This window comes from Alistipes dispar, from assembly GCF_006542685.1.
Classification (GTDB): Bacteria; Bacteroidota; Bacteroidia; order Bacteroidales; family Rikenellaceae; genus Alistipes; species Alistipes dispar.
Window position 1 is genome coordinate 59,545 of record NZ_AP019736.1, and the last position, 22,978, is coordinate 82,522.

Below are 22,978 nucleotides of genomic sequence, written 5' to 3' on the forward strand. Positions count from 1 at the left end.
TTGATTTGTGTATTTATTCGTACAATCTTTCTTTTTGACGCTTTTTCAAGGTCATCCGGAGATATTGCATCAGTTTCCCGCAGGGACACAGGGCATGTTCCCGTTGGCGGGCATAACTCAGGTCCCCGTTGGAGAGAACCATGCCTTCAGCATTGAGACAGAGGTCGCCGTAAACGTAGTTCTCCTCCGTAAGATAAATCCCATGAACAGGGTTCGGAAACCCCTCCGTGCTGCGGCCTTCCCGGAAAAGGAAGATACGCTCGGCCTGTCCCCGGACTCCGAAAAAGGGATACGGGGAAAGTGCCGCGAGCGTGGCGGCATGCTCTGCCGGATCATGGAAGCGGTCGTCGCTCATTTCGAGCATGTGGCCGGAGTCCTGTTCCTTTTCCTCCTGGTACTCGTACAGTGCGGCGCAGGCTTCTATGAATTCCTCCGAACGGGATGTGGCAGAGCCGTTGGTTACGATATAAAAGTCATTGACAGTAATACCGTAGGCGCGTACCCGTTCGAGGATATGGCGGATGGCCCGGACGTTAAGCGACGGCTCGCCGCCCGTGATGTTGAAATGGTGAATATGCCTGACATGCCGCAGCAGGTTGCTTATATGTTTCAAAGGGATATCCACGGATTCGGCATCTCCCCGCATGCAATGGGTACAGCGCATGTTGCAACGTCGGGTAATCTCGATACAAAGATTTTTAATATAGAGTTCTTTCATAAGACGTCTTATAGATTTTCGACCAATTCACAGAAAGCCTCAAAGAGTGCCCCGGTGTGTAAATCCTTGGCCGGAACCTTGCGGATATCCCCGCTTTCGTAATCCAGTTCGGCATACAATTCACCGTTGTCCATCGTAAAACCGTAAACGCAGCAGGGGTCATGGTCCTCGTCGCAAACCTGTACGGAATACCCCTCGACGGAAAACTCCCCGTCATCGAAACGGGAGACGATTTTCCGCATCAGTTCCAGCATGTCTTTTTCCAGCATACGGTAATGCTGGCCCAGTTTGTCAAGCTGCAACCGGTCTTCTTCCGATACCGGACAGGTAATCTCCACGTGTTCCGACGGCAACTCGAAAGTCTCCTTTCCGTCACCTATTTTCACGATATTTTTAACGTAATCTACGGCAAGTACATCGTACTCGCCGGATTTTTCTCGGGCGGGATCGTCCCACCACACTTTTTGTCCTTTTTTGATGGTCGTTGTCATTTGATATTCTATTATTCTTGTTCCTGAAATGAATTCCTTACAGGATTTCAAGTTCGGCCGCGTAGACTTCCGCCTCACTTACCCCGTCACCGATCAGGATGATGCGGTCGTCGAATTCCTCCAGAACTTCCAAATCTTCGTCTGTGAGGTCCGCATATTTCTCTTCAAAGGCATCATAGACCTTGTATTCCCCGGAAGTTTCACCGGCAGGGTCATTCCAGAAGACTTTTTGTCCTTTTTCAAATTTTCTCATTGCCCCGGTATTTCAATCAAAGTAAACGGAGTCCCATTCCGTCCAGTAACACTCTCCATCCGCTTCGTCCGCGTGGCTCAGGTCTTCGTCCATCTGTGCCTTGTCCCCGTGGTAAAGGGCGAGCGCGCACTCGTCGGAACAGGCGAATTCCCCGCCCAGATAATATCCTTCTTTCATGGGTTTCCCGCAATGGTCGCAGCGGCGGACATTCTCATCGTCAGGTTCAGGTGTTACCGCCACAATCCCGTCCGCCGTTTCCGCAACGATATCCGGACCAAGCGGTTCGCCAAGCGGGGACAAAGGATCGACCGCAACGTTTTCAGGTCCGCGCAGGGCCGGTTCCATAGCTGTAATCTCATCTTTGCCCTGTCCCTTCCGGAAATCAAGGCTGCTTTCATAATGACCTGCAAGTATTGTCCTCCGGGTATCTTTGTTCATAGTTCTGAATTTTTGCCCGTTTTACAATTTTTATATTGTCATAGCCGCTCTGCCTCAATTCATCCAGCAGGCCGGCATATTCCTTCCCCGTTGCCGGTTTGGTCGTGGCGATGACATGGCTGTAATCCGCCGAGCCATGCTGGCCGACGTGCATGTAGGAGGTTGTCTCACCCCACCGTCCGCTCCACGGTATGTCCGGGAACAGGGCGATGACCTGTCCGTCGGGATAGCGTCTAAAGACCACCTTCGTCATTTTGCCCGCAGATTTCCGTGTCGATTTCATAATCCCCGTAGTTTTTGAATTCATAGTCCACTTCGCTGATAATTTCGTCAACCTCTTCGTCCGTTATCTCATCGGCCTTCGGGTTGTCGATATCGAGCCGTACGGTCAGGTAAATGGTTCTTGTTGCCATAATATCATACATTTTTTAGTGTAACAAAGCCGGCCTATGACGGACCGACGGTATATTTCTCTATCAGCCGCTTCCGGTACGCCTTGTCTTTTCCGGCGGCAAGGCTTGCCAGTTTGCGGATATTCCGGTTGGCTTTTTCCGCGACCTGCTCCACTGTCGGTCCGGGAGTCATGAAATCACGGCATCCGGCACCGCAATACCGCTGCTTCCCCTTGACCGTCCTGCCACAGGCCGGACACCGGTGCTTGCCGTCACGCTCCAGCACTTCCAGAATATTGGCATGAATGCCTTTCCACCATTCAATACGGTCTATGTCATAATCGTAGACGGTTATCGTGTTCCCGAAACTGCGGGCTTCGACCTCAACGGCAATGCCCTCATCTTCAAGGCAAACCTTCAATACCGGGTCTTCGTGAGGCTCACAGTGCCTGTCATACCAGATGATATAGGTGGGATCGTCCAGTTCGTCAGGCTCTCCCAGACAGAGTTCCGTAAGGCCGTTGTTCACGAGAATGTTGCGGATGGCGTCTTGTAAATCTTTGATACAGTCCATTGATATTTCGTTTTATGGTTGTTCCTCATTCGTCAGTTCATCTCCGAAGCGTGGCCGACGAACTGGAAGATATCGGCGTATTGTTCGCTGTAGATATAGAATCCGTCCCGTTTTTCCCCGGTCTCCGCATCTATTCCGTCAGCAAGGAGATATTCCCCGTCATCCGTCAGGTAGACATCGGTAAGCTTGATACGGGGCGTGTCGTGCTTCCCGTACAAGGTTGTCGTGACGGGGAAGTTGTTGTCATCGAGTTCCTCCTCTTCTGTAAGGCCGAGTGATACGCGGCCATATTGTGCCAGGAACTCCAGCATGAATTTCAGTATGGCTTGCTCGGCCTCGTGCAGCCGTTCGTCGATAAAGGCGTACTGGGTGGCGAACAGGTGCAGCTTGTCGGCACTCATTTTGTTCGGAGCTTTACCCGGCTCCGCATTGTCTTTCTGTATTTTATCCATATCTGTCATAATATTGGTTTCATGTTTCCAGTGGGGTGAAGGAGACGGTCAGTATCACTTTCTCGTCACCCAGGTTGAACACTTTCAGGCAGTCGTTACTGATAGTCCTTTTCAGGATGTCTCCCCGGTATCGGGAATTGCGTACCTTGAAGGTAAAATCATCAATGAACGAGCTGATGCAATGAAGCACGTGACCGAATTCTTCCTTGCCGTAGGGCTGGGAGAAGTATGCTTTTATGTGCATTCTCAAACTCAGGATGTAGTTCGAGGTCCTGCTTCCGGTCGGTCCGGTCAACACTATTTTATATTTTTCCATAGCCTGTCTGTTTTAATCGTCATACCAGCCCTCGATCTCATCGAAATAGCCGTTCGAGTCCCATTCTTCCAGCAAGGTGGTCGGGTACGTCCATTCAAGGCTGTAAAACAGATCCTGGCACACCTCTTCATTACCCTTGCACAGGGCGAGCAGTGAGTTATGCGTGAAACAGCCGTCACTGCTCGCCGGCACACGCCACCCCTCATGGTCTTCCGCCGCGTATTCAGGTACATAGCACACTTCATCGGGGCGGTTGAGAAAGGCATCCTCATTCTTGTAGATGTTTCCTTCCCCTCCGTATTCCAGTTCATAGAACACACCTTCCGGCGTTTCTATCCTGTTGCCAATCTCTATCATAGCGTTACCGTTTCGTGGGTATATATAATCACCATCCGGGAGGAGAGCACCTTGTCGCGTACCGTGGGGTTGGCGATTGCCCAATCGGAATGGAAATGCATGTCCGGAATGGATGCGGTGTCCACAATATCGCCCCCGTTTTCCAAATGGAGATAATCCGGCTGATACAGGTCGCAAAGGAATTTGCCGTCCGTATCGCTGATGGCGTATATCTTGCCGTCGAGTGCGGCCGTCATCTCCTCCTCGCTGCGGTAGACCAACAGGTATTTACAGCCGGTCTTCATCTCTTCCGCAATCCGCTTATGCAGTTCTTCAGGAGATAATTCACGCAGTCTTGACACGACCGCCCCGATACTTTCCACGGCATCGTAGCTGTCCAAGGCATCATGGCAGGTCGTTTCAAACTCCTCTTTCGGACGACCCGCAAAATTGATGGTACGGACTTCCTGCCCGTGCCCGCCGAGCAGGTAAAAGGGCGTACCGTTCCATTGTTCCTTTCTGACAGAGAGCGGCCGGGAGCATTCCCGTGTCTGCCGGTTCACAACGGCATACAGTTCCAGACTTTCCCCGCATTCCATACGCAGGATATGCCGGGCGAACTCCGTAAATGTCATGATTTTGATTCCTTCCCCGTTCGCCGTGAAGAAATCCTGTCTTGTCTGTTTCATAAATCCGTTTTTTTAAGAGTAGGTAATCGTTTTGTATAAGGGGTGGAATACTCACCTCGTTTTGAAAAAAAGACCGCCGCAGCCGTAGCCGCGACGGCCCGTCATCATTATGGCATGTGATGAACAGGTTCTATTTTCGTTATTCGGCCTCGTAGTACGGTACGCCGTGCCTTACCACTGCTTTTTCCATTTCTTCCCACCAGATTTCACTATGGCGGTCATTGTCAAAATCTATGGGCTTTCTTGTGCCGAGCCGCAGCCGGTCCCGTGTCTCCATTTCCGTTTCGTACACAATCTGTTCCATCTCTTCGTCCGTAACATGGTAGGTATCGAACGGCTCCGGCAGAGATTCCAACTCCCTGCGTGACAGCTCGGATTGCCCGCAGGTGAAAACCTTGTCATAGAAAGCGTCATCTTTCGGCGGCAGTTCGGGTTCCTGTTCCGGCAGCACATCCAGATAATCCGACTCGTACAGGTAGTTTTCGTCGCGCCCCTTCGTCTGCCGGTTGTTCTTGAACTCTTCCAGATCACTTTCCGTCAGGCGGAATTCCTTCTTCTTACGCCGCAGGTACTCCATCATGTTTTCGAGGGAGGAGAACGGGGCTATGAGCTCCATGGAAGAACGGTTGTGCCAGCCATCGCTCCGGTACAGCAGGTAGACCTGTGGGCGGTTCCGGGCCGCCTCCTTACGGTATTCGCCGAACTCATACAGGGCGTTGTCGAAACTTCCGAATGCCAGCCGGACTTTGTCTTCGACGGATATGGACTCCCGGCATTCCTCGAAACGGCGTTGCACGTATCCGATGAAATCCACGTCTTCCAGAGTCTCCATGACCGTGATGTCATCAGTCGAGAGCGCGATGTCAGCTCCTGCGAAATTGTCGGCTGACAGCACGTGTTTCTCTTCATTGTATTCGTCTTCCGCCCTGCAGACGGCCAGACCGGGCGTTTCCGCCTTGATCTCCACGACCTTACGGAGCGTCTCTTCGATAGCTATCCGGTATTTTTTCATTGTATGATGTTTATTTGTTTCAGTTCACGTTTGTAGTTTCTCAATGACGGCTTGTGCCCTTTCTCCCTTACGATCTGGCGCATCTGTGCAAAGGTGTATGCCTTCTCCATGTCCAGACCGTAGTCCGTGGCGAATGCCGTCATTCCGATATAGCAGAAGCCGAACTTCCGGTGCAGCATGTCGGCCGTATAAGGAGTCATGTCTTCCGCCAGGGTTACGGGGACAGCCATTCCCCGGATCTTGAACTTCAAGCCCTCGATAAGGGTTCCGCAGTTGTCGCTGTGGTAGGTCAGGTCCCTGCGGCGGGCGCAGTAACCGATGGTCTCGCCCATGAAGGTGTTGCGGAAGATTTCCGTACGGTTCAGGTCCTTCAACTTCTCGACACCGTAATAGCAGACCGCCTGTACGGCTTTCAACGCTTTGTCCACACGAGGCTTGACAAAGCGGGGGTCGTTTTCCGCCACGATCTTTTCCAGCCACGTGCGGTGGAAGGTTCCGACAGGCACGTCGAATACCTTCTCCGGCGTGCAGTATTTCGAATCCGACCGCGTCATCATCAGATGTGCCGAGGACGGCTCGTATTGTTCTTTCAGGTAAAAAGCCAGACAAGTATTGCCGACTTTGCAGTAAGTATAGTCGTCACGGCTGTTTTTCAGCGACAGCATCGTGATTTCCCCGCCGTAGAACTTCTCGGGCAGTCCGGTCTGTCGGCAGAACTCCGTGAGGAAATGTCCGGGGATGGCATGTGCATAACTGTGCTCCCGGTAGCACTCCTTCGCCATTTGCGGGGTGATGAACCGTTTGGCAAAGTCACAGATATGGTAATGACCGTAATCATACGCCGCTTGCGTATTCGCGGAGGTCTGGAACTTTTTGGGCATCTGGCGGAACCAGCGGAAACACGTCCCGTGCTCCATGCAGTAGTCGACAAATTCCCGCGTCCATACATTTTCAGGAAATTCGGGACAGTTGCCGTTTCTTCGGACGAACGCCTTGCATACTTCCGTCGTGAGCAGGGATTGTTCAGTTTCCCCGTCGATATAGCAGTTCGTCTCCCGTTTGCTGTTATCGATGGCAATGACCAGTCTTTCCGGTGTCTTGAACCGCTTCGGCAACTCCCCGAACATGTAAGGGTGTTTCTCCATCAGCCGGTCCGCCAGCATGTCGTCCAGATATACCGACAACGGCTTGAAAAACTGGGGGTCTGTGATGAAGTTTTTCCCTTCGGTCGAACAGACAGCCGCATGGAGAATCTCATAGGAATAGAACCGGGCGGGAACAAGCGAGAGGTCATGTTCCGCCATCTTGTGGTAGTATGCCGCAGTCTTGAAACGGGACGGCACGACGGCATCGGTAACCGTGCTCAATATTTTCATCCCGTCGAGCATCCCGTAATAGAACTCTTGAGTCTTTACCTCAACGGGGACATATCCGAGGATAAGACCCGTTTTCATGACGGCGTCTGTCCTGCTGTCCGTGTAATACGGGTCGTAAATATAGCTGCGCAAGGCCAGGTATGCCAGTTGCGCGTCCCAAAGGCGTTCAGGTATGAAGGCGAGAATGTCGAAATCCCCGCGTCCGTTTTGGATGACCGCTTCTGCCATTTCTCGGGTAACCATTGCTTCGGGAACAGCCGTGATATTCTTCGGTTTTTTGCGCGTGGCGTAGTCACAGACTGCTCCCGAACGGTATGCCTCCGGGATATTGCGCAACTCGAAGCTGTGCCAGCTCTCCGTGCTGCCCGCGATGATTCGTTCTATACGTTCGGGTGTGAGGAAACGTCCCGGAATATGGCTCAGTACCTCTATTTCCTTGCTTTCGACGGCTGCTTCCACGATCTCTTCCGTGAACAGGTGTTCCGGCAGCCATTCTATGGCCGATACGATGTTATTGTGCCGCATACAATTTCTTTTTAAGGTTGGACGAACGGACGATTCTCACAAGGCGGCACCCCCGGTAGACATAGAGTATCCTGGATTCCCGTTCGGCGAGTTCCTCAAGTCCCTGCCAGTGCTGCGGTGTATTTATCTTTTCGAGTCGGACATGGTTGTTCACATACACCGTGATCGGTTTCATGCTGTCATGGGAGGGCGTATCTTCGACGAAGAGCGGCAGTTCACAGTGTTCTCCCTTGTCCATGACATGCCATCTGCCGTTATCGAACAGGAGGCACGTGTCCTCCATGCGGCCGAAAATGTCTGCGTTGTCCGCGATGCGTGATGCGGATTGCCGCGGTGTTTCCCGTCCGTCACGGATCTTTGAAAAACAGTGGACGGTATCGCCGGTTCCTGTCCATTTTCCATAGGGTGACGGTCCCAGTTTTTGTATGTCGCCCAGCGACAGCAGGGCATCTACCCGTCTGTCATTGGGATAGAACACCCGGAGTTTCCTCACAAGGTCTTTTGAAAGCGTCTCATGGAGCGCCTTGATGTGCCGGACACTGCCGTCCGGCAACAGTTTTCCGATTTGTATGCTCATAATAGTGCTATCTCTTGTTGTTGAAGTATAGCCGGGTCGTCCTTCTTTCGATTGACAGTCCGGCTTGAAAATTATGATTTACAGAAGTCTTCGGACTGGTATCCGGACATGTCCGGTCCGGAACCGCGTGTCATTCCGTCCTGTCGTCTTCCCGTCTTTTCATTTTCAGTTCCCTGCCGGTTGCCGTGCGGCAGAGCGGCAGTTTTCCGGAAGCGGTTTGCTTGCATCCCTCGACGAGCCGTCCTTCGGACACCATTTTCCCGTACGTTTCCCTGATATAGCGGTATGCCGGGGAGGTGTTCGAATAAACGGACTCCTCACGGAGTGTCTTGACACGCAGCTTTTCGACGAGTATTTCCAGCACCTGCTCCCGGCTCTTGTACAGGTTACGGCGCTTGGTGCGGAAGGCGTCGAGAAAGACACCCCCGATAGTCATGTCATGAGTCTCGTGGTAATACGCGAGTTCTTCCTCCTCCGTCAGGTCGAGAATCTCGCCGTAAGTGTCAGTACGCAGGTACTGGAAGGTCGTTCCTTGTGCCAGAATCTTCTCGATAAGCTCCATGTGCTCTTTAAGAACAGGACCCGATAACGATTGGGGATGACAGTACAGGCATGTCTTTCCGAGGTACACCTCGGGACAACCGTCTTTGTATTTGTTTTCCTTGATGCTGAACCCTGTTTCCGTGAAAAGGCGCTTTACCTCGTCGAAGAAGCGTCCGGCTTTCTCTTCCGGCATGCGACCGCCGTCATAGCCGGATTCGATGCGGAAGTATGTGTCGATATATATCGGTGTGTCCATTTTCAGTTCTAGTTTTGATATGTTATATAAAGCATAGCCCGGAACCTCCCGTTCGGGTTCCGGGCATCGTTGAAAATATTCTCATAGACGTATGGAATCGAACACTTTGTCGATGTCCTCCTGTGCCAGCCCGATGTAGCGCCGGGTGGTTTCCAGATTGGAGTGCCGGAATATCTGGTTGAGCAGGATCAGGCCCTCGGCCGAACGTCCCATCAGCTCGTAGACGTACCGTCCGAAAGTCTTGCGGAATGTATGCGTGGAGAATGCCCTGATCGGCAGCCTGTACCTCACCCGGAATGTCTTGAGCAGGCTGTTGATGTATTCCAGCGAGTAAGGTTTCCCGGTACGCGGGCTGAGGAAGATGTACTGTTCGGGGTCGGGTCGCCCGAGCATCTCGTACAGGAAACGGTTCTTCTCCTGCACGTCCCTGTTGAACTTGATCAGGCGGTTTTTCTTTGTTTTCTGCTCGACGCGGGTCATGGCGCTTTTCCCCAGGATGTCTTTCCAGCGCAGGGGTCTCACGTCGGAGGCCCTGCATGCCGTGCAGAACGACAGCCAGCAGTATGCCTCCCACAGGTATAGCCCGTCCTTTTCCAGCTCTTGCAGCAGGCGGTAATACTCCGCGATGGGCAGGTAGTCGGCTGTCGTCAGTTGTCCCTTGATTCTTGTCATGCGGCAGCCTTTTAAGATTCCGGCAACCCTTCCGAGAGCATCAGCTCGGCCAGTGCTCCGTTCTGGGGGATCATGGCCGGGATGTCCGTACGTCCGGGCTTGTAGATTTCGGTTGCCACGTTATAGATATCCCACGCCGTGAGCGTCTTCTTCTCTTCGGCGAGTTTGAGCAGGTCCTCGGTGAAGACCGATATTTGCGACTGGTTCAGGGGATAGGTCTCCACCTTGGACGAGAGACGCTTGTCGGAACTGTCATGCGATACGCGCAATGCTGTCAGCAATCCGATGTAGGCGTACATCTCCACCGGGGATATTACCTTCGCTTTCAGGCGGCGGATACGTTCCCTGTCCTCATTCATCTGTACCTCGAAATTGGAGAGCCAGCCGTCCACGCGGTCGAAGAGCTGCCCGGTGGTCACCTTGTCCTTCCCGTAATTCGACACACTGCGCTCGGGGGAAAGGATGCACTGGTTGTGGCACACCCTGACGCACGGGCCGATGGCTGCCTGGATGCCGTCCTGGTGGAAGGCGATGACAAGCGTCGTGGTCAGCTCGTCCGTTTCCCATTCCTTGATGCGGATGGTCGTGTAGACGCGGCGCAGGATATGCGCCTCGACGGCCATCGCCCCGTACTTCTGTTCCACCTGGGGTAGGACGACCACGCCGGGCTGTGCCTTGTTCTTGTTCTGGGCGGCGAAGATTTCCTCCACCTCGTAGTTCAGGTTGTGTTTCTGGCAGATGCCCGCCATGCGCTCTATCACCTCGTAATGGTAGATTCCCTTGAGCGGGTTACCGTAGATGTCATTCTCCTTGTGTGTGCGCCGGAGCGTGTCGAGCGTCATCACCTCGACGTTGTTGTTCTGGAAATCGAACTGCACGGGGGCAGCCGTTGTTGCTAATGCTGTTGCCATAATGATTGGTGTTAAAAAGTTATACAATAAGAAAGGCGGTGGACTGTTGTCCATCGCCTTCCAAAGAGTTCATTTTGCGGTTTCAGGCAGGTAACACCTGCATATCAGGTCCGTGATACTCGGGTAATACGCATTGCCATAAGTTCCGTATGGTCCGAAACGGGCAAGGAAGCGGAAGTAAAAATCTACCGGACGCCGGTAGCTCGTCTGTATTTTGGTTTTCAGCAGGCGGTAGGCGTACCCGTCAGAATTTTCCACCTTGACCTTGCGCCCGTTGAAATAGTAGTTTCCCTCCTCATCGGAAGAAAACGACACCTCTTCCTTTGCCGGACGGTCGTCGGCAACGACCCGGAAGAAGTCTCCCGGGGAGCGGCAATCCTGGTATTCTACCGGAATCGCGTCGCCCGCTTTCAGTTTCCCGTCGAGCTTGTCGAGCAGAGCATTGATAGCCGGCGTGTAGATATTCTCTGACCGGAAACATCTTGTGTTGCGCCAATATTTCTCGAAAAGAGTGCCGGTGTCAAGCAGCAGGGCGAGAGTCTCCCGGGCTGTCTGGGGCTTTCCGACCAGATACGGGATATATTCGGTCGCCAGTACGGCAAGCGAAAGGTACTCCTCCGGTTGCGGATCTTTTTCCTGGTGCAGGTTGCAGTGCCTCTCGAGCAGGGAGTCGATGTCGGCTTCCCGCAAGCTATCGTCCGTCCATGCCAGGCAACCTTCTTTCTTGCAGGCGGGGCATTTATCCGCGCCGTGCGGCAGGAGCATCACCTTGCCGCAATCGGAGCAGGTGACGAAATCACCGCTGATTGCATATACGTCTACTGTCATTGTTTTCTCCATCCCTTAATCCTCCACGTAAGGCCATTCAAGGTGGCAGCCGTTGCATACAGCCACGCCCTCGCCACTCAGAATGTCAATATCTGTGCCCCCGCATTCGGGGCATACCGGTGCCTTTTTCTTGTCCGTTCGTCGATTTGTCACTTCTTCCGTCAGAAGCAGCGGCACCCAGTATGCCGATGTTCCGAAATCCCGTATCCCGTTTTCATCCTGTATGGGTTCACAGCCCTTCGTCCCCATGTATTTCTGGGAGTCCGGCCAGCATGCGGCCCGGTAGCACTTCTCCCGCTCGGGAGATTTGCCGGTATGGCGGATATAGTCTTCCTCGGGCACGTAAAGCGCCCCGTTGTCCCCGCTTTCCCATGCCGGGTAACCGGTTCCTTCCTCCTCGAAAGGGGCGCTGTCCTCGGGAAATTCCACGAGCACATACAGTTTGTCATCCCATGCCAGGGAACACTCGCCGCAGTGGAACCGGCTTTCGTGAATATCATAACGGATATTTTCCGAATTGCATTTCGGACAGATAATGTCTTTGATTTTTACTTTCGGGAAACCCAGGATTTCTCCGGCGATAATTTCCATGCTGAGCCAGAACAACTGTTCATGGTAATCGTTCGCCATCTTTTTCGCCAGGTTCTGCATGTCGTCATCGCTGATCCTTTTTACATCGAAACCTTTCCCTTCCAGGTCATCGCGGTGGACGGACGTGATGGGGAAATCCCCGGCGTTCAGCTCCCGGATAAATTGTTTTTCCTCTTCTGTCGGTTCAGGTAAGTTGTTGAAATATTCCCTGAGCCGTTGATAAAGTTCTCTTACCATAATTATGTTCCTGTTTTTAATCTAATATCAACCAGTCGAGGACCAGTAGTTCCGGTCCATGATTTTTTCAAGTTCGAGGTCGGAACGTTCTTTCCAGAGGTCGAAGTCGTCAAGTAGCTCCGTTCCGTCCTCTAGAGAAAGTACCGTATCCTCATTGTCCGACAGATAGTCTTGTATGTCATATCCGGACGGATTACGGTTTTCCCGGATGATTTCTTCCGCTGTTTCCTTGTCCATTCGGCTGCCATTTTTCAGTTCGCCGGTATTGTGACCGGATTCATTTGTTTAGTCTTTTCCCTGTAAAACCTGTCGATGGCAAGGAAGTAGTCCTCCGCATCCCAATCAGTGCCCGCATGTCCGGTCTCGAATTCCTCCGCCCACCGGATGATCTCGGCATTGACGGCACGGGAATCCATATCTTCCCATAGATTGTCCGCTCCGGCATTGTAGGCAAGGTCCACGACTGCCTCCTGCAACTTGTTGTAGCCGTTACACTCCCTGCCGTTGGAACGCAGCCATAAGTCCACGTCGACGGCATCCTCTTCCGTTGTCCCGTTGTGCAGGCACAGGCACTGCCCGTTGCCGTTATGGCATACGAGGACCGGCCGTTTGGTGTCGGGGCATATCCGCACCAGCAGTTCATTGGGGGCAAGTGTTTCCGTATCACGCCCCTTGAGCATCGTAGGAAGTGCCTGGCTGACCAGGCTCAGGATTTCCTGCTCCTCCTTTGTCCCGGACGGCTTGGAAGCCAACAGGTTCTGTATGCTTTTAAGAAGATTGTAGATCATAGTCAGCAGTTGTTATGTTCTTTCCAGATTTTACGTTTCTCGTCGTAGCCCTTGTTTTCCCACCATTCATTGCAGGTTTCGGCAAACCCCTGACGGTTGTCTCCGGCCGGACACTTGTCCTGACGGCAACCCGTGATCTGTTCCATTTGATTTGCGTCCAACGAGTCCCACCATTCCTGCATGCGCTCCTTGAACTCTTTTAAAGTACAGAATGGCTGATGGTCCTCGCATTCGTCGCACCAGTTGTCATAGCGGTCGATACCCGTGGTACCGATGAATGTACGGGCATTAGGATCCACCCATGCCTGGGTCTGTATATTGTCTGAACCGCACTCCTCGCATACGACAATCTCGTTGTCATTGACATCAGCGGAGATAAACCCGTGCTCTTCCAGCCAGTGGGCAATCTCAAGCAGTCCCTCGGTCTGTACCTGTCCGATGGGCTCATCGAAATCCTCGCCGGCTTCACCGTTGAGCGTGCAGAGCAGTTTGCCGTTCCCGTCGATGAAAAGTTCATAAACGGTCGCACTTTCATAACCGCCGTATCCGTAAAAAGCGGAATTGTGGACCACCACTATCGGGGAGGTTTCATACTCCGGTGATTCCGCCTCCCGGTAATGTACGCCGCGGTTGCGGTAGAACGTGCCGATGATGTTGTTCTCCTTCTCCACGGCATCGCGGATTTTCTCCATAAGTGATTTTCTGATGGAGATGATACTGAGGTGCGCATAATCCTTACGGAGGCGTCTGTACACTTCCTGCTCGAAGTTGCCTCGAACAGAGTCGAAAGGGGATACGCCGACGTTCTCCCGGATGTATTTGTCCTCGTCGAAGTTGTAGCGCCGGCAGACAATGTCCTTGACGCGACGGAATTCCTCCCCGCCAAATTTGAGGATGCTGTTTTCGCCTAACGAAGTCGGAAAATAGCAGCAGGGCATGTGCGCTGTCATTTCACGGTAAAGTGCGTCATCGTCTTCCGGAAAGGCTCCGCCTGTTTCCGGCTTTGTGTTTTTTTCCTGTTCCATGTCGCTTGTTTTTTATCTGTAGTTGACAAATTCCGGTTTGTCGCCCGTTGCGGGGCAGTCACCATATTCTTATGTCATAATCTTTGAAATAGTATTCCAACTCTTTTAATCCTTCCAAAGAGTGCAGCTTGTTCTTTCCGGTCACTTCGATGTCGACGGATACTGCATTTTCATCTTTGATGTCTACTTTGGCATTGTCAAACACGCATCTTACATATTCTTCAATGCATGAGGCAGACAGGCCGTTTTTTACAATATTAAGTACCATATTATTTATTGTCCATTAAATGTTTGCCACGTCCATAAACCGGGCACCGCTTGCGGTATCTGCATTCGCCCCGGGCCGCGTCGGTATGCGCCCGGTGCCATTCATCCCAGCTCTTCACTCCATTGTCTGTAAGGAATATGATCAGTTGCATGCAGCAGAAACCGCGTTCCTCTCGTTTCCGGTCATGAAGGTTGGCCAGCCTGTTGTCCTTGAATCTCATTTGGAGGATTATTACAAGGAAATTATTTCCACGATGGCACGGATCGTGTCATCCTCGAAATATCCCAGCGGGATTACCGCACAAGGAATACAGTCTTTTGAAAGCATGATATCAGGAATATACACGTTCTTTTCCGCATCAAAGATGACGGGCTTGCCCGCATCATCGGTCAGGTCCCATTTACCACCGTTGTGTTTCAGCTGCCCCATGACATAGCCGAGCATCTCGGATACTTCGGCATTTTCTTCTGGTTTAATCGTTTTACTTATTTCCATATCAATATTTATTGTTTTTTCGCTTTTAGCATTTGTTCTCTCATGACAAGCAGTATTGCCTCGATACCGCGGATGCTTTTCCCGTTCTCTTTCAGTTTGTAATAGTAGGCGTTCGCTTCGTTGTAGTCTTCCCGTGCCTTGCGCAACCTGCATTCCTTGGCGTCACGGACCTGTTCATGGGACAGGTCGTAACCGATGAACTCGTCCATGAAACAGGAAACCGTACGCCCGAAGTAGTGGTCCGTGCGGGTTTCCACCGCAGTACGGATGATGTCGTCGCACCGCCTGCCGAGTGTCCGGAGCACGTCGCTGATATGCCGGTCATGGTACTCGTAACCGAAGAAACGGATATACCACTCGTGTTCCTGCCGGTTTGTCTTCCCCGCGTAATACTCGTACCATCGGGCGTCGCACTTGGTGTGCCTCTGGGTAACTTTGAATATGGCGTACTCTTCACCAATCCATGTAAAACGTGAGAGTATCTCGCTCGCTTCTTCCTCATAGTAGCTATCCCGCCAATTCAATTCTTCGGTCTGGCTGAGCGGGAGGAATGACTGTTTGGTGATCCACTGCCCGAAACCTTTGCGTGTTACATGCGGAAGCCCTTTCACGACCTTGTCCCATGCCTTGTCGCATGCCTCGTCCAGTGAAGGGAAACTTTCGGGAAAGCGTTCCCTGTCCGTGCCGTCTCGCAACACCTCGTTCCAATCCTTGTTGCAGACAATGAGGGTGAGGTCCTCCCTCACATGGCAGTCGCGTTCGCAATAGCCGTAGGGAGCATCGCAGAGCGTGTACCACTCCTTCGGTCCATAACCGTCGTCACGTCCCAGATAGCGTCTGGGCTTACCCTTCTCTGTCTGTACCTCCCACACTTCCGTGCAGTTTCCGCGGTCGATATGGTGCAGGCGTACCTTAATTTCCTTATAATCCCGTTTTTCTTCCATACTTCATTTATTTTTAGGGTGGCCTGTCTTTTTCTTTTCGAGAATCCGGTAGATTTCTTCAAGGTCATGCTCATTGTCTATCGGTTGCCCGTATTCCGTATCCACGATGACCACCCCGGCGTTGGCGAGGTGGCATTCCGCTACTTTTTTGTCATAACCGCTCCATTCGGGATCAATTTCTGTTACCGTATTGAATTCAAGTCCGTATGATGTCTTCATTGTATTTCCAGTTATTATGCGTATTTTTCTATTTTATGCTGCCGTTTTGTTCAGCCCGTCGATGATATGCCTGCATTCGGCTTCCAGTTCTTCCAGACAGTCCGTACCGTAGAATCCCCAACAACTGTCCAGTTCATTGTCATCGTCACTTTCCGGTGTTATGCAGTATCCGAAGACCTCTCCGGCGTAGTAGTTGTCAAGGGTCCTGATTTCCTCTTGCAGGTATCCCTCGATCCGCTTCCTGCGCTCCGCGGTGATGTTCTTCCACCCGTATTCCCGGCGTACCTTGTCCAGCGGCACGGCGATGATGCCGAAGAATCCGGAGTCCCACGGACAACTGAACGGTGATGTGGATACCGTAATGCCGCCATGGTCGTAGAGATAGACCGGCAGGGCGATATATTCCTTCAGGAACGATTCCCGGAAATTTCCGATATGCCCTTCAAAAAACTTGTCGATATCGAAGTGGTCATCGAACTCCTTCTCCGGGCGGTAGCGACGGTGTGCCGTATAAAGTGTACCGAGATTGTCATACGCTTCACGCGGGCTTCGGGCGTCATCATTATAGTAGATGTTGATGTGATACCCGTTATATTCGATTTGTTTATACAGGTTCATCCGTTTGGGTATTTAATTCCGTTATTTGTTCGTTTACTTTGTCCACCAGTGTGTCCACACTCTCCACGGGAGCGCTGACATTGTTCATGCCGTTGATTTCACCGAGCGTACCCGGAGCGAAGCGGTGTGTGACTTCCCCGGTGTCATAACTGAGGACACCGCCGTCGAATGTGAAAGTCAGGCCGACGGTCTCATTGTTCCGGGTCTTCCCGTAAACGGAACATGCCGCTCTCAGCCCATGGGTGTGCAGGTTTTCGGCATCCCATGTCACTTCCGGGGTGAGGCGTGCCACTTCCAGCATGAGGGGAGCCACGATTTCCTTCGTCCACCATGGCCTTTCGATACGGTTCTGTTGCTCTGACAGCCGCATGATCCGCTTTTCGTGCCAGGCGATTTTCCGGCGGGCCGCGTCAATCTTTCCTTGCAGTCCATCCTGCTGCTTCCTGTACCTGTCTATCTTGTGCAAATAGTCCGAGATGCATTTTCTTACTATGTCCGTTTCCATTTCAAGTCCTGTTACAGAGTTGTACAAATTGTTCCGTAATCTCGTCCCGCTCGAACTCGTCGCAGTTCAGGTCGAAGAATATGCCCGAAGCCGCGAGCATGTCACGGGCTTCCCCGTAGGTGATGTCGCGCCTGTGCCGGTATCTGTCCACCATGTCCCGATGTTCGGCTTCCGCCCGGTCGTGCAGCCTCTTTTTATACTGCCTGTACCATGCGGGGAACTGTTCCCTGGAAACCATATGTTCCAGCTGCAAGTCCCGGTATCTGCCCGGCGCCAGCAGGATGTGGCTGTCAATGTAGGACTTCGCCTCGGCTATGATCCCCTCCCTGGTGAAGGGACGGTGGGAACGTGCCGTGAAATGCACCCATCCGTCATGCAGCGGGTGTTCGATTTCAATCTGCACACCCTGCCTCCTGACATGCACCACGATATAGGCGGTCTGGCCGGGGAACCTATCGTCCTTGAGGCTCACTTCCCGGCAGGACGGCGGGTCAACATGGATGTAGTGGTCCTGCCTTGCACCCCCGAGGAACCTTTCAAGCTGCCGCATCGACTGGCAGTAGATGAATGTCCCCACGCGGCACTGGCCGCGGCGGATGTCGCCGTAATAGTACTTCCTTGCCCTTGCTCCGGTAATGCGGGACTCGTCCGATGCCTCGAAATAGCTCCGGTAGGTATCGTCCGTACGACAGAAGTCATATATTTCCTGAAAAGTCCTTGTTCTCATTTGTTACTTTTTTTTATGTATTGTCTTCTTCCGGCGGGGGAAATTCCCCCGTCCTGTAAAATATCTCTCCGAGACGGTCCGCCTGTTCCGCCAGGCCTCTCTTCCGGACAGCCGACACGGCATCGCGTGCGGCCTTCTCGTACATGCCCAGCAGTACCGCCTCGGGCAGGCGTTTCGTCCGCCACACCTCCTGTGCGGTGGCGAGCATCCCCACCTCGCAGCCCAGATGGGCGGCTGTGAGGATAATGACGGCATTGCCGATAAAGTTCGGTATGCGTTCTTCCTGTTGTTCTCCTTTCATTGTTCCGTGCCTTTAATCCGTTTCGAACTCGTCTTCATAGACCTCGATCTCCTTCCCGCTCTCGCAGATGCGTACCAGCCAGGTGTACTGGAACCGTTCCACCAGCTCTATGCGGCGATAGCCCTTGTAGGGCACTTTCAGCGTTGCAATGTCTCCCGGTTCCATGTCAGGCGGGTATTTCAAACTGGACATGGAAATGGAACTCGCTTATCAGGCTGCGGATGTACGGAACTGATTTCGGGTCCTCCCCGTAAGGATAGAAGATGGTCCGGCAGCGTGTCAGGCACCGGATGCCCTGCCTCCGTAACCGGTGCAGCAGGTAGGCCCTGCGTCGTAGTTGTTTCCTGCTCATGATATAAAAGTTTTAGTTATGGATTAGAATAGAGGTGTGATTGCCTCCGCGGGGCATTTCTTTATCGTTTTCGATGCGGACACTTCGGGAAGGATGCTCATCTTGTGTTCACAGAGATGAGCATCGTGTACCGAAGTGAATGCTGATTTTATCGGCCCCTCACACCGTGCCGCCTGCCATGCGGTCAGAAAAAGGTCTGCTATTTTTTGCGCCACTCCGCCATCTTCTTCCTGATGTCGATATCGTTGTCCGCCAGCATCTTTTTCAGGACTGCCAGCAACCGCCAGCCCTCGCCGTCCTTGTACTCTTCCGCCTTGGCCGACAGGAAAGCCAGCGACTGGTACTTGTCCAGACGTCTTCTCCGGTCATTGACAGCCGTGCAACCGTGGAAACGGATCAGGTTCTGCATGGTGAAGAATGCGCCGGCACCCTTGTAGGCATTTACCCATTCCTTGCACTGGGGCGTGTCGTAGGGCATCCTGACACGCAGTTTGTTGAACTTTCTTGTGGCGGCGTGCAACCGGACGGCGTCCTTCGCGCTGCGGATGCCGTGTACGGCCGTTTGCAGCGGGTGGTAAACCTTGGTTTCCAGGTCCTCCACGAAAATGTCACGGCTGCCGACACGCTTGTAGGGAATGCCCTTGCATTTCTTGACCTTCTGGGAGGCGATGTGTTCCTTGAGGCGTTTCACGTAATTTTCAGCCATCGCCGCAATAACCCCGGCATTGAACCAGCGGTTACGGTCGGCGAAGTTCTCCGGATCGTGCCCCTCCATCCTCATCTGGGCATGCAGCTCGTCCAGCACCATCTTCCACTGGTACTCGTAGCCCAGACGGTGGATCATTTCCGTCACGCCCACCGGCTTGCCGGAACGGTAGTCCGTGCAGGTCATCATATGGAACATCTGCGCCATGACCCAGCGACGGAACAGGCGGCGGTTCGGGACATCGCCCTGGCCGGTGATTTGTCTGAAAATCGGATCGTCATCATCCAGCATGGTCAGCAGCCCGTCCTTGTTGGAGGCGACGCACTCGCCGCCGTTGGCACCCTGCATGGCGAAGAGATGGCTCACATCCACGCCGGCCGCACGGAGCGCCTCGATACGTTCTTTCGCCGTCCTGGGCACTTTTGTCTTCCCGGAGGACGGCGCATCCTGCCCGGCCACTGCCGGGTATACGGTTCCCAGACCGGAGTCTTTTCCGACAACGGTCGCCACTACTGTCTTTTCCTTGTCCGCGATGGCGAACTCTGTCCCGCAGCCGGGACACAAGATTTTTGTCTTTGGTTTCATACTGATTGTTATTTAATGATTGTTGTCCGGTTCCACCCATTCCCGGAGTATCACCAGGTCCCTGTCAGTCCTGCTCTGCCAGAACCAGTGTCCCATCGTCTCGGGATTCCACCTGAAACCTCCCAGTATTTGGCACAGGAGGTACAGTTCCAGCTCGGCTTGCGCCTTGTCCCGGCGTTCACCGTAGAGCATGTCCCCGTCATCGAGGTCTTTCTCCTGCAATGCCTTGAAATACCGGCGTGGCCTGCTTTCGCTGCGCTCCGAGGGCACGGAGTGTTTGTAACGGCGGTACAGTTCCTCCATTTTCGCGAAGAACTCGTTCTCCGTCGAGGGAGGGATTCCCAATTCCCTGTCGCACTTGCCATCCCGTATGATGTATGTACCGTTGATTTTCAGGCTCCGCCGGCGGAAGTCTATCTTGAATTTCGCACCGTTATCGACTGCCCGGACGGTTTCTTGGTATATGGTGTTCATATTCTATTTATGATTTCAAATTATTTGCATTCAAATCGATGGCGCATTACTGTATTGTTCCGATGAATACAGTGTGTCCGTATCCTGAAGCTGGGAATGTCCCAGCCTCAGGGTACTGTACGTACACTGTAGGTTGAATACGATTCCTCGTGCAATATCCGGTTGCGCTACCGTCTTGTCGGTCTCATTCAGGCCGGCACATGGCTTTAACCGCTTGATACGTGCAGCTCTTTCCGCTGGCCCGTGACGCTCATCCGGGTGATAGCCTGGATGGAGGAATTGGCCGCAGGTTATAGAGCTGCACCGTTGAAATCCTGACCTTGACCGACTTCCCCCGTGCTGGGCGTGGTTCTCGAATATGCCGGCACATGACTTTATGCTGTCGATGTCTCCCGTGCAGGAAGCCTTGTGGCGGCGTCGTATGACGTTAGGGATACGACGCCGCGACGGAGGCTTATCAGGACACGGGACGTTGAATGCAATTCCCCGAACCACGTTTCTGTGCTGAAAGAAGGAAAGCTCTCATAATACCGGCACATGGCTTTACGTTTCCGATGTTGCCCGCGTATGCGTCTTCTGCGGAGTCCGAAGGCGATGGTCAGTCGCCTTCAGACTCGGGAAGAAGATGTTTGGACGCGGGATATTCAAACCTATTCCTTGAACTTTCCCGGTGTGCTCCGTGACAGACAACGGGCAGGCGGCACATGGCTTTATCTGTCAGATATTTACAGGTGTGAACCAGAGCTGGCTGGATTCACCGGTTGTTAGACCGGTGAATACGTGACGGTTCTGGTATGCAATGCCTGTAACATTGAATCCTGCCCCATGTCCGTCCGCCGTGTGCCCGGCATATGGTCTACAGCGAGGCTGCCAGTGTGTTGTAGGCCGCCCGGCTGGTCAGAAGGGCGTTGCGCATACAGCCGACAGTCAGGTAGCCCGGTATGTCCCGGCCTGTCTTGCCGCGGTTGGCCTTCACGTTGCGCCCCCGTCCCCGGACGATGCAGCCGTCCGGTCTGGTCCGGACATATCCCAGGCCGCCGATCTTGCACCTGCCCGTCTGAACGGCTCTGAGGCAGTCCATGACAAACTTGTTCAGTTCGTCAAGGTCATTCTTCACGTTGCAGACCGGCAACACCTGTGTCGCCCAGCTGAACTCGCCCTTGTACAGGTAACGGTTCACGGCGTTCACGGCTTTTGCCAGTGTCGTGCCCCGGCAGCGGATTGTCCGCCGTTCGATCTCGTGTTGGAAGGTCTTGATGCGGGATGACGAGAGCGAGACCATGCCGCCCTTGATGCTGAAGCCTAAAAACTTGAACCAGGCATCGGCTGTCAGGTATTCCACTTTCTTGGGATTGAGCCTCATGGATTTCTCTTCCAGACGCTTTTGGAGCGTGGCCATCGCCTTTTCGTAGTCCTCGCCGATAAAAAGCATGTCGTCGGAATACCGGACATAATAGCCGTTCATTTGTGACAGTTCCGCGTCCAGATCGTAGAGCAGCACATCCGCCAGCCAGCTTGCCACGGCGCAACCCTGTTTCAAGGACTGATACCTGCTTTGCAGCCGGTTGTCCCCGTCGAAATAGAGGTCGGAATGGTAATATTTCCTGAGTACGTCTATCAGGGCGGACTGTCCGTGTCTGGCCTCCACCTTGTCGAACGCCTCGTCGATGAACCGTATCGGAACACTGTCGAAGTATTTGGAAAGGTCGGACTTCCAGCCCGGACAGCCGCTCCCGGAGGCTTCTGACATCCGGCGGCTGGCCTCCGCAACCACTTTGCCGCACCCGATACCGGTCTGGTAGGACTTGCACGAGGGGTGCAGCATCTCCGGCATCAGTTCGAAGAGCAGGTCGTTGGCGATGCCCAGTACCACACGGTCCATCGGCTCGTTCACGTACACCGTGCGGAACTCACCGTTGTCCTTGGGTATCTGCGCCGTGTGGGGAGGGGAAATCTCGTATTTTCCCCGGCGCATGGCACCGGCCATTGCCAGCAGGGTACGTTCATCGGCCAGCCGGATAAGCTGGTCCTTGCGGATATCCTTGCCGACCCCTTTCTCGATTGCCTTCGTCCACCGGCCGATGTCGAAGAACATCTGTAATATCTTGTCTTCATTCATGGCACTCAAAACTTTTTTGGGAAAGGATAAAATTCAGGATGTCCATGCCGGATTCTACGTCACATTCCTGCCCGTACTCCTCGCCCGTGTAGTAACTGTAACCCATGATGAAGATTTTCCCGTCTTTCCGGAGCGACGCGTTCGTGATGACCAGTTCCACGGGGTCACGGTCCACGACATGGAGATAGGTCGAGGATTGTTCGCCGTTGTCATCAAGGCTGCCGCCACACTCGGAAAGCAGCTCCACGGACAGGGCGTAACATCTTTCGTTCAGGGCTTTCTCCGCCACGTGATGGCTGTTCATCTCTTCCGTAAGTGTCCGGATGCGGTCACCGCGTCTCTGCTCGGGAACCGGTTCGAAAGCGGCTTCGAACATCCAGGCGGGCATCCATTCGCGGAAGACGGCAGGCCCCAACCGGCATATGCAGACTTCGTCGCTCTCTTTCTCCGCCTTCGGGATATCCACGCCCGAGGCTCGTGCTGCCGCCACGCTCATGCGCTCGAAACCGCCGAGGCAGGAAGGCGCAGATTTTAAACGGTAGGGACGGATGTTCCCCACGGGGACACCCATTGACATGAGTAGCATCCCCTTGAAAGTGTCGGCAACAGGAGTGCCTTGCCGTTTGTTCGTTCTTTTATTCATGTTTTTCTTGTTTTTTGTTCGT

At 53.3% G+C, this 22,978-nt stretch carries 36 protein-coding genes; all 36 read right to left on the bottom strand.

What is annotated here, in order from left to right:
- Nucleotides 1-13 precede the first annotated feature (13 nt).
- The 36 genes from FME97_RS00310 to FME97_RS00490 all read right to left on the bottom strand — a co-directional run bounded on the left by FME97_RS00310 (nucleotide 14) and on the right by FME97_RS00490 (nucleotide 22,956).
- The gene (locus tag FME97_RS00310) at nucleotides 14-718 is read right to left on the bottom strand and encodes a radical SAM protein (RefSeq protein WP_141427438.1); all 705 of its coding nucleotides are present in this window, start codon (nucleotides 716-718) and stop codon (nucleotides 14-16) included.
- A gap of 8 nt (nucleotides 719-726) precedes the next feature.
- Nucleotides 727-1,209 carry a hypothetical protein gene (locus FME97_RS00315; RefSeq protein ID WP_055205363.1) on the bottom strand — a complete coding sequence of 161 codons (483 nt, stop codon included), beginning with the start codon at nucleotides 1,207-1,209 and terminating at the stop codon, nucleotides 727-729.
- A 37-nt stretch (nucleotides 1,210-1,246) separates the two neighbouring features.
- Nucleotides 1,247-1,462 (bottom strand): hypothetical protein, encoded by a 216-nt coding sequence (locus FME97_RS00320; RefSeq protein ID WP_118132329.1) that lies wholly within the window; start codon nucleotides 1,460-1,462, stop codon nucleotides 1,247-1,249.
- 12 nt (nucleotides 1,463-1,474) lie between these two features.
- Nucleotides 1,475-1,900 carry a hypothetical protein gene (locus FME97_RS00325; protein ID WP_141427439.1) on the bottom strand — a complete coding sequence of 142 codons (426 nt, stop codon included), beginning with the start codon at nucleotides 1,898-1,900 and terminating at the stop codon, nucleotides 1,475-1,477.
- Entirely contained in the window at nucleotides 1,857-2,153 is a 297-nt protein-coding gene (locus FME97_RS00330) for a hypothetical protein (protein ID WP_232522900.1), read from the bottom strand. The genes FME97_RS00325 and FME97_RS00330 overlap by 44 nt, the downstream gene beginning before the upstream one ends.
- Nucleotides 2,134-2,313, bottom strand: coding sequence for a hypothetical protein (locus tag FME97_RS00335; protein ID WP_055205367.1), 180 nt, complete (start codon nucleotides 2,311-2,313; stop codon nucleotides 2,134-2,136). Before FME97_RS00335 ends, FME97_RS00330 begins: the two co-directional genes overlap by 20 nt.
- 34 nt (nucleotides 2,314-2,347) lie before the next feature.
- A complete protein-coding gene (locus tag FME97_RS00340; protein WP_055205368.1) occupies nucleotides 2,348-2,866 on the bottom strand; it encodes a hypothetical protein in 519 nt (172 codons plus the stop codon).
- 32 nt (nucleotides 2,867-2,898) lie between these two features.
- On the bottom strand, nucleotides 2,899-3,318 hold the full coding sequence (locus FME97_RS00345) for a hypothetical protein (RefSeq protein ID WP_232522901.1): 420 nt from the start codon (nucleotides 3,316-3,318) through the stop codon (nucleotides 2,899-2,901).
- Nucleotides 3,319-3,337: 19 nt separating this feature from the next.
- A complete protein-coding gene (locus tag FME97_RS00350) occupies nucleotides 3,338-3,634 on the bottom strand; it encodes a hypothetical protein (RefSeq protein WP_055205370.1) in 297 nt (98 codons plus the stop codon).
- Between the two features lie 12 nt (nucleotides 3,635-3,646).
- Entirely contained in the window at nucleotides 3,647-3,991 is a 345-nt protein-coding gene (locus FME97_RS00355) for a hypothetical protein (protein WP_055205371.1), read from the bottom strand.
- Nucleotides 3,988-4,659 (bottom strand): hypothetical protein, encoded by a 672-nt coding sequence (locus FME97_RS00360; protein WP_055205372.1) that lies wholly within the window; start codon nucleotides 4,657-4,659, stop codon nucleotides 3,988-3,990. Before FME97_RS00360 ends, FME97_RS00355 begins: the two co-directional genes overlap by 4 nt.
- Nucleotides 4,660-4,798: 139 nt before the next feature.
- A complete protein-coding gene (locus FME97_RS00365) occupies nucleotides 4,799-5,671 on the bottom strand; it encodes a DpnD/PcfM family protein (RefSeq protein WP_055205373.1) in 873 nt (290 codons plus the stop codon).
- Nucleotides 5,668-7,572, bottom strand: coding sequence for a hypothetical protein (locus FME97_RS00370; RefSeq protein WP_055205374.1), 1,905 nt, complete (start codon nucleotides 7,570-7,572; stop codon nucleotides 5,668-5,670). Before FME97_RS00370 ends, FME97_RS00365 begins: the two co-directional genes overlap by 4 nt.
- A complete protein-coding gene (locus FME97_RS00375; RefSeq protein ID WP_032534407.1) occupies nucleotides 7,559-8,149 on the bottom strand; it encodes a hypothetical protein in 591 nt (196 codons plus the stop codon). Before FME97_RS00375 ends, FME97_RS00370 begins: the two co-directional genes overlap by 14 nt.
- Before the next feature lie 130 nt (nucleotides 8,150-8,279).
- Complete coding sequence (locus FME97_RS00380; protein ID WP_055205375.1) at nucleotides 8,280-8,948, bottom strand: hypothetical protein; 669 nt, start codon at nucleotides 8,946-8,948, stop codon at nucleotides 8,280-8,282.
- A gap of 81 nt (nucleotides 8,949-9,029) precedes the next feature.
- Entirely contained in the window at nucleotides 9,030-9,620 is a 591-nt protein-coding gene (locus tag FME97_RS00385; protein WP_055205376.1) for a tyrosine-type recombinase/integrase, read from the bottom strand.
- A gap of 11 nt (nucleotides 9,621-9,631) precedes the next feature.
- Complete coding sequence (locus tag FME97_RS00390; RefSeq protein ID WP_055205377.1) at nucleotides 9,632-10,531, bottom strand: hypothetical protein; 900 nt, start codon at nucleotides 10,529-10,531, stop codon at nucleotides 9,632-9,634.
- A gap of 69 nt (nucleotides 10,532-10,600) precedes the next feature.
- Nucleotides 10,601-11,359, bottom strand: coding sequence for a hypothetical protein (locus tag FME97_RS00395; protein WP_225982484.1), 759 nt, complete (start codon nucleotides 11,357-11,359; stop codon nucleotides 10,601-10,603).
- A 15-nt stretch (nucleotides 11,360-11,374) separates the two neighbouring features.
- Nucleotides 11,375-12,187: a hypothetical protein gene (locus FME97_RS00400; protein WP_055205379.1), complete on the bottom strand. Its 813-nt coding sequence runs from the start codon at nucleotides 12,185-12,187 to the stop codon at nucleotides 11,375-11,377.
- A gap of 27 nt (nucleotides 12,188-12,214) precedes the next feature.
- On the bottom strand, nucleotides 12,215-12,424 hold the full coding sequence (locus FME97_RS00405; RefSeq protein ID WP_055205380.1) for a hypothetical protein: 210 nt from the start codon (nucleotides 12,422-12,424) through the stop codon (nucleotides 12,215-12,217).
- Nucleotides 12,425-12,438: 14 nt separating this feature from the next.
- Complete coding sequence (locus FME97_RS00410; protein ID WP_055205381.1) at nucleotides 12,439-12,975, bottom strand: hypothetical protein; 537 nt, start codon at nucleotides 12,973-12,975, stop codon at nucleotides 12,439-12,441.
- A 2-nt stretch (nucleotides 12,976-12,977) separates the two neighbouring features.
- Entirely contained in the window at nucleotides 12,978-14,000 is a 1,023-nt protein-coding gene (locus FME97_RS00415; RefSeq protein ID WP_055205382.1) for a hypothetical protein, read from the bottom strand.
- 58 nt (nucleotides 14,001-14,058) lie between these two features.
- On the bottom strand, nucleotides 14,059-14,268 hold the full coding sequence (locus FME97_RS00420) for a hypothetical protein (RefSeq protein WP_055205383.1): 210 nt from the start codon (nucleotides 14,266-14,268) through the stop codon (nucleotides 14,059-14,061).
- A 231-nt stretch (nucleotides 14,269-14,499) separates the two neighbouring features.
- Complete coding sequence (locus FME97_RS00430; RefSeq protein ID WP_055205385.1) at nucleotides 14,500-14,763, bottom strand: hypothetical protein; 264 nt, start codon at nucleotides 14,761-14,763, stop codon at nucleotides 14,500-14,502.
- An 8-nt stretch (nucleotides 14,764-14,771) separates the two neighbouring features.
- Nucleotides 14,772-15,707 carry a hypothetical protein gene (locus FME97_RS00435; protein WP_055205386.1) on the bottom strand — a complete coding sequence of 312 codons (936 nt, stop codon included), beginning with the start codon at nucleotides 15,705-15,707 and terminating at the stop codon, nucleotides 14,772-14,774.
- Nucleotides 15,708-15,710: 3 nt separating this feature from the next.
- Complete coding sequence (locus FME97_RS00440; protein WP_055205387.1) at nucleotides 15,711-15,926, bottom strand: hypothetical protein; 216 nt, start codon at nucleotides 15,924-15,926, stop codon at nucleotides 15,711-15,713.
- A 33-nt stretch (nucleotides 15,927-15,959) separates the two neighbouring features.
- A complete protein-coding gene (locus FME97_RS00445; protein ID WP_118132328.1) occupies nucleotides 15,960-16,544 on the bottom strand; it encodes a hypothetical protein in 585 nt (194 codons plus the stop codon).
- Entirely contained in the window at nucleotides 16,531-17,049 is a 519-nt protein-coding gene (locus FME97_RS00450; protein WP_055205389.1) for a hypothetical protein, read from the bottom strand. Before FME97_RS00450 ends, FME97_RS00445 begins: the two co-directional genes overlap by 14 nt.
- Nucleotide 17,050: 1 nt before the next feature.
- On the bottom strand, nucleotides 17,051-17,776 hold the full coding sequence (locus FME97_RS00455; protein ID WP_055205390.1) for a hypothetical protein: 726 nt from the start codon (nucleotides 17,774-17,776) through the stop codon (nucleotides 17,051-17,053).
- Nucleotides 17,777-17,789: 13 nt separating this feature from the next.
- A complete protein-coding gene (locus tag FME97_RS00460; protein ID WP_055205391.1) occupies nucleotides 17,790-18,077 on the bottom strand; it encodes a hypothetical protein in 288 nt (95 codons plus the stop codon).
- A 12-nt stretch (nucleotides 18,078-18,089) separates the two neighbouring features.
- Nucleotides 18,090-18,269, bottom strand: a complete 180-nt coding sequence (locus FME97_RS00465; protein WP_081032621.1) for a hypothetical protein — start codon at nucleotides 18,267-18,269, stop codon at nucleotides 18,090-18,092.
- The gene (locus FME97_RS00470) at nucleotides 18,244-18,429 is read right to left on the bottom strand and encodes a hypothetical protein (RefSeq protein ID WP_081032622.1); all 186 of its coding nucleotides are present in this window, start codon (nucleotides 18,427-18,429) and stop codon (nucleotides 18,244-18,246) included. The genes FME97_RS00465 and FME97_RS00470 overlap by 26 nt, the downstream gene beginning before the upstream one ends.
- 199 nt (nucleotides 18,430-18,628) lie before the next feature.
- Nucleotides 18,629-19,720, bottom strand: coding sequence for a hypothetical protein (locus tag FME97_RS00475; protein ID WP_055205392.1), 1,092 nt, complete (start codon nucleotides 19,718-19,720; stop codon nucleotides 18,629-18,631).
- Between the two features lie 12 nt (nucleotides 19,721-19,732).
- Nucleotides 19,733-20,194 carry a hypothetical protein gene (locus FME97_RS00480; protein ID WP_055205393.1) on the bottom strand — a complete coding sequence of 154 codons (462 nt, stop codon included), beginning with the start codon at nucleotides 20,192-20,194 and terminating at the stop codon, nucleotides 19,733-19,735.
- Between the two features lie 856 nt (nucleotides 20,195-21,050).
- Nucleotides 21,051-22,313, bottom strand: coding sequence for an RNA-directed DNA polymerase (locus FME97_RS00485; protein ID WP_055205394.1), 1,263 nt, complete (start codon nucleotides 22,311-22,313; stop codon nucleotides 21,051-21,053).
- The gene (locus FME97_RS00490) at nucleotides 22,306-22,956 is read right to left on the bottom strand and encodes a hypothetical protein (RefSeq protein WP_055205395.1); all 651 of its coding nucleotides are present in this window, start codon (nucleotides 22,954-22,956) and stop codon (nucleotides 22,306-22,308) included. The genes FME97_RS00485 and FME97_RS00490 overlap by 8 nt, the downstream gene beginning before the upstream one ends.
- Between the last annotated feature and the right edge of the window lie 22 nt (nucleotides 22,957-22,978).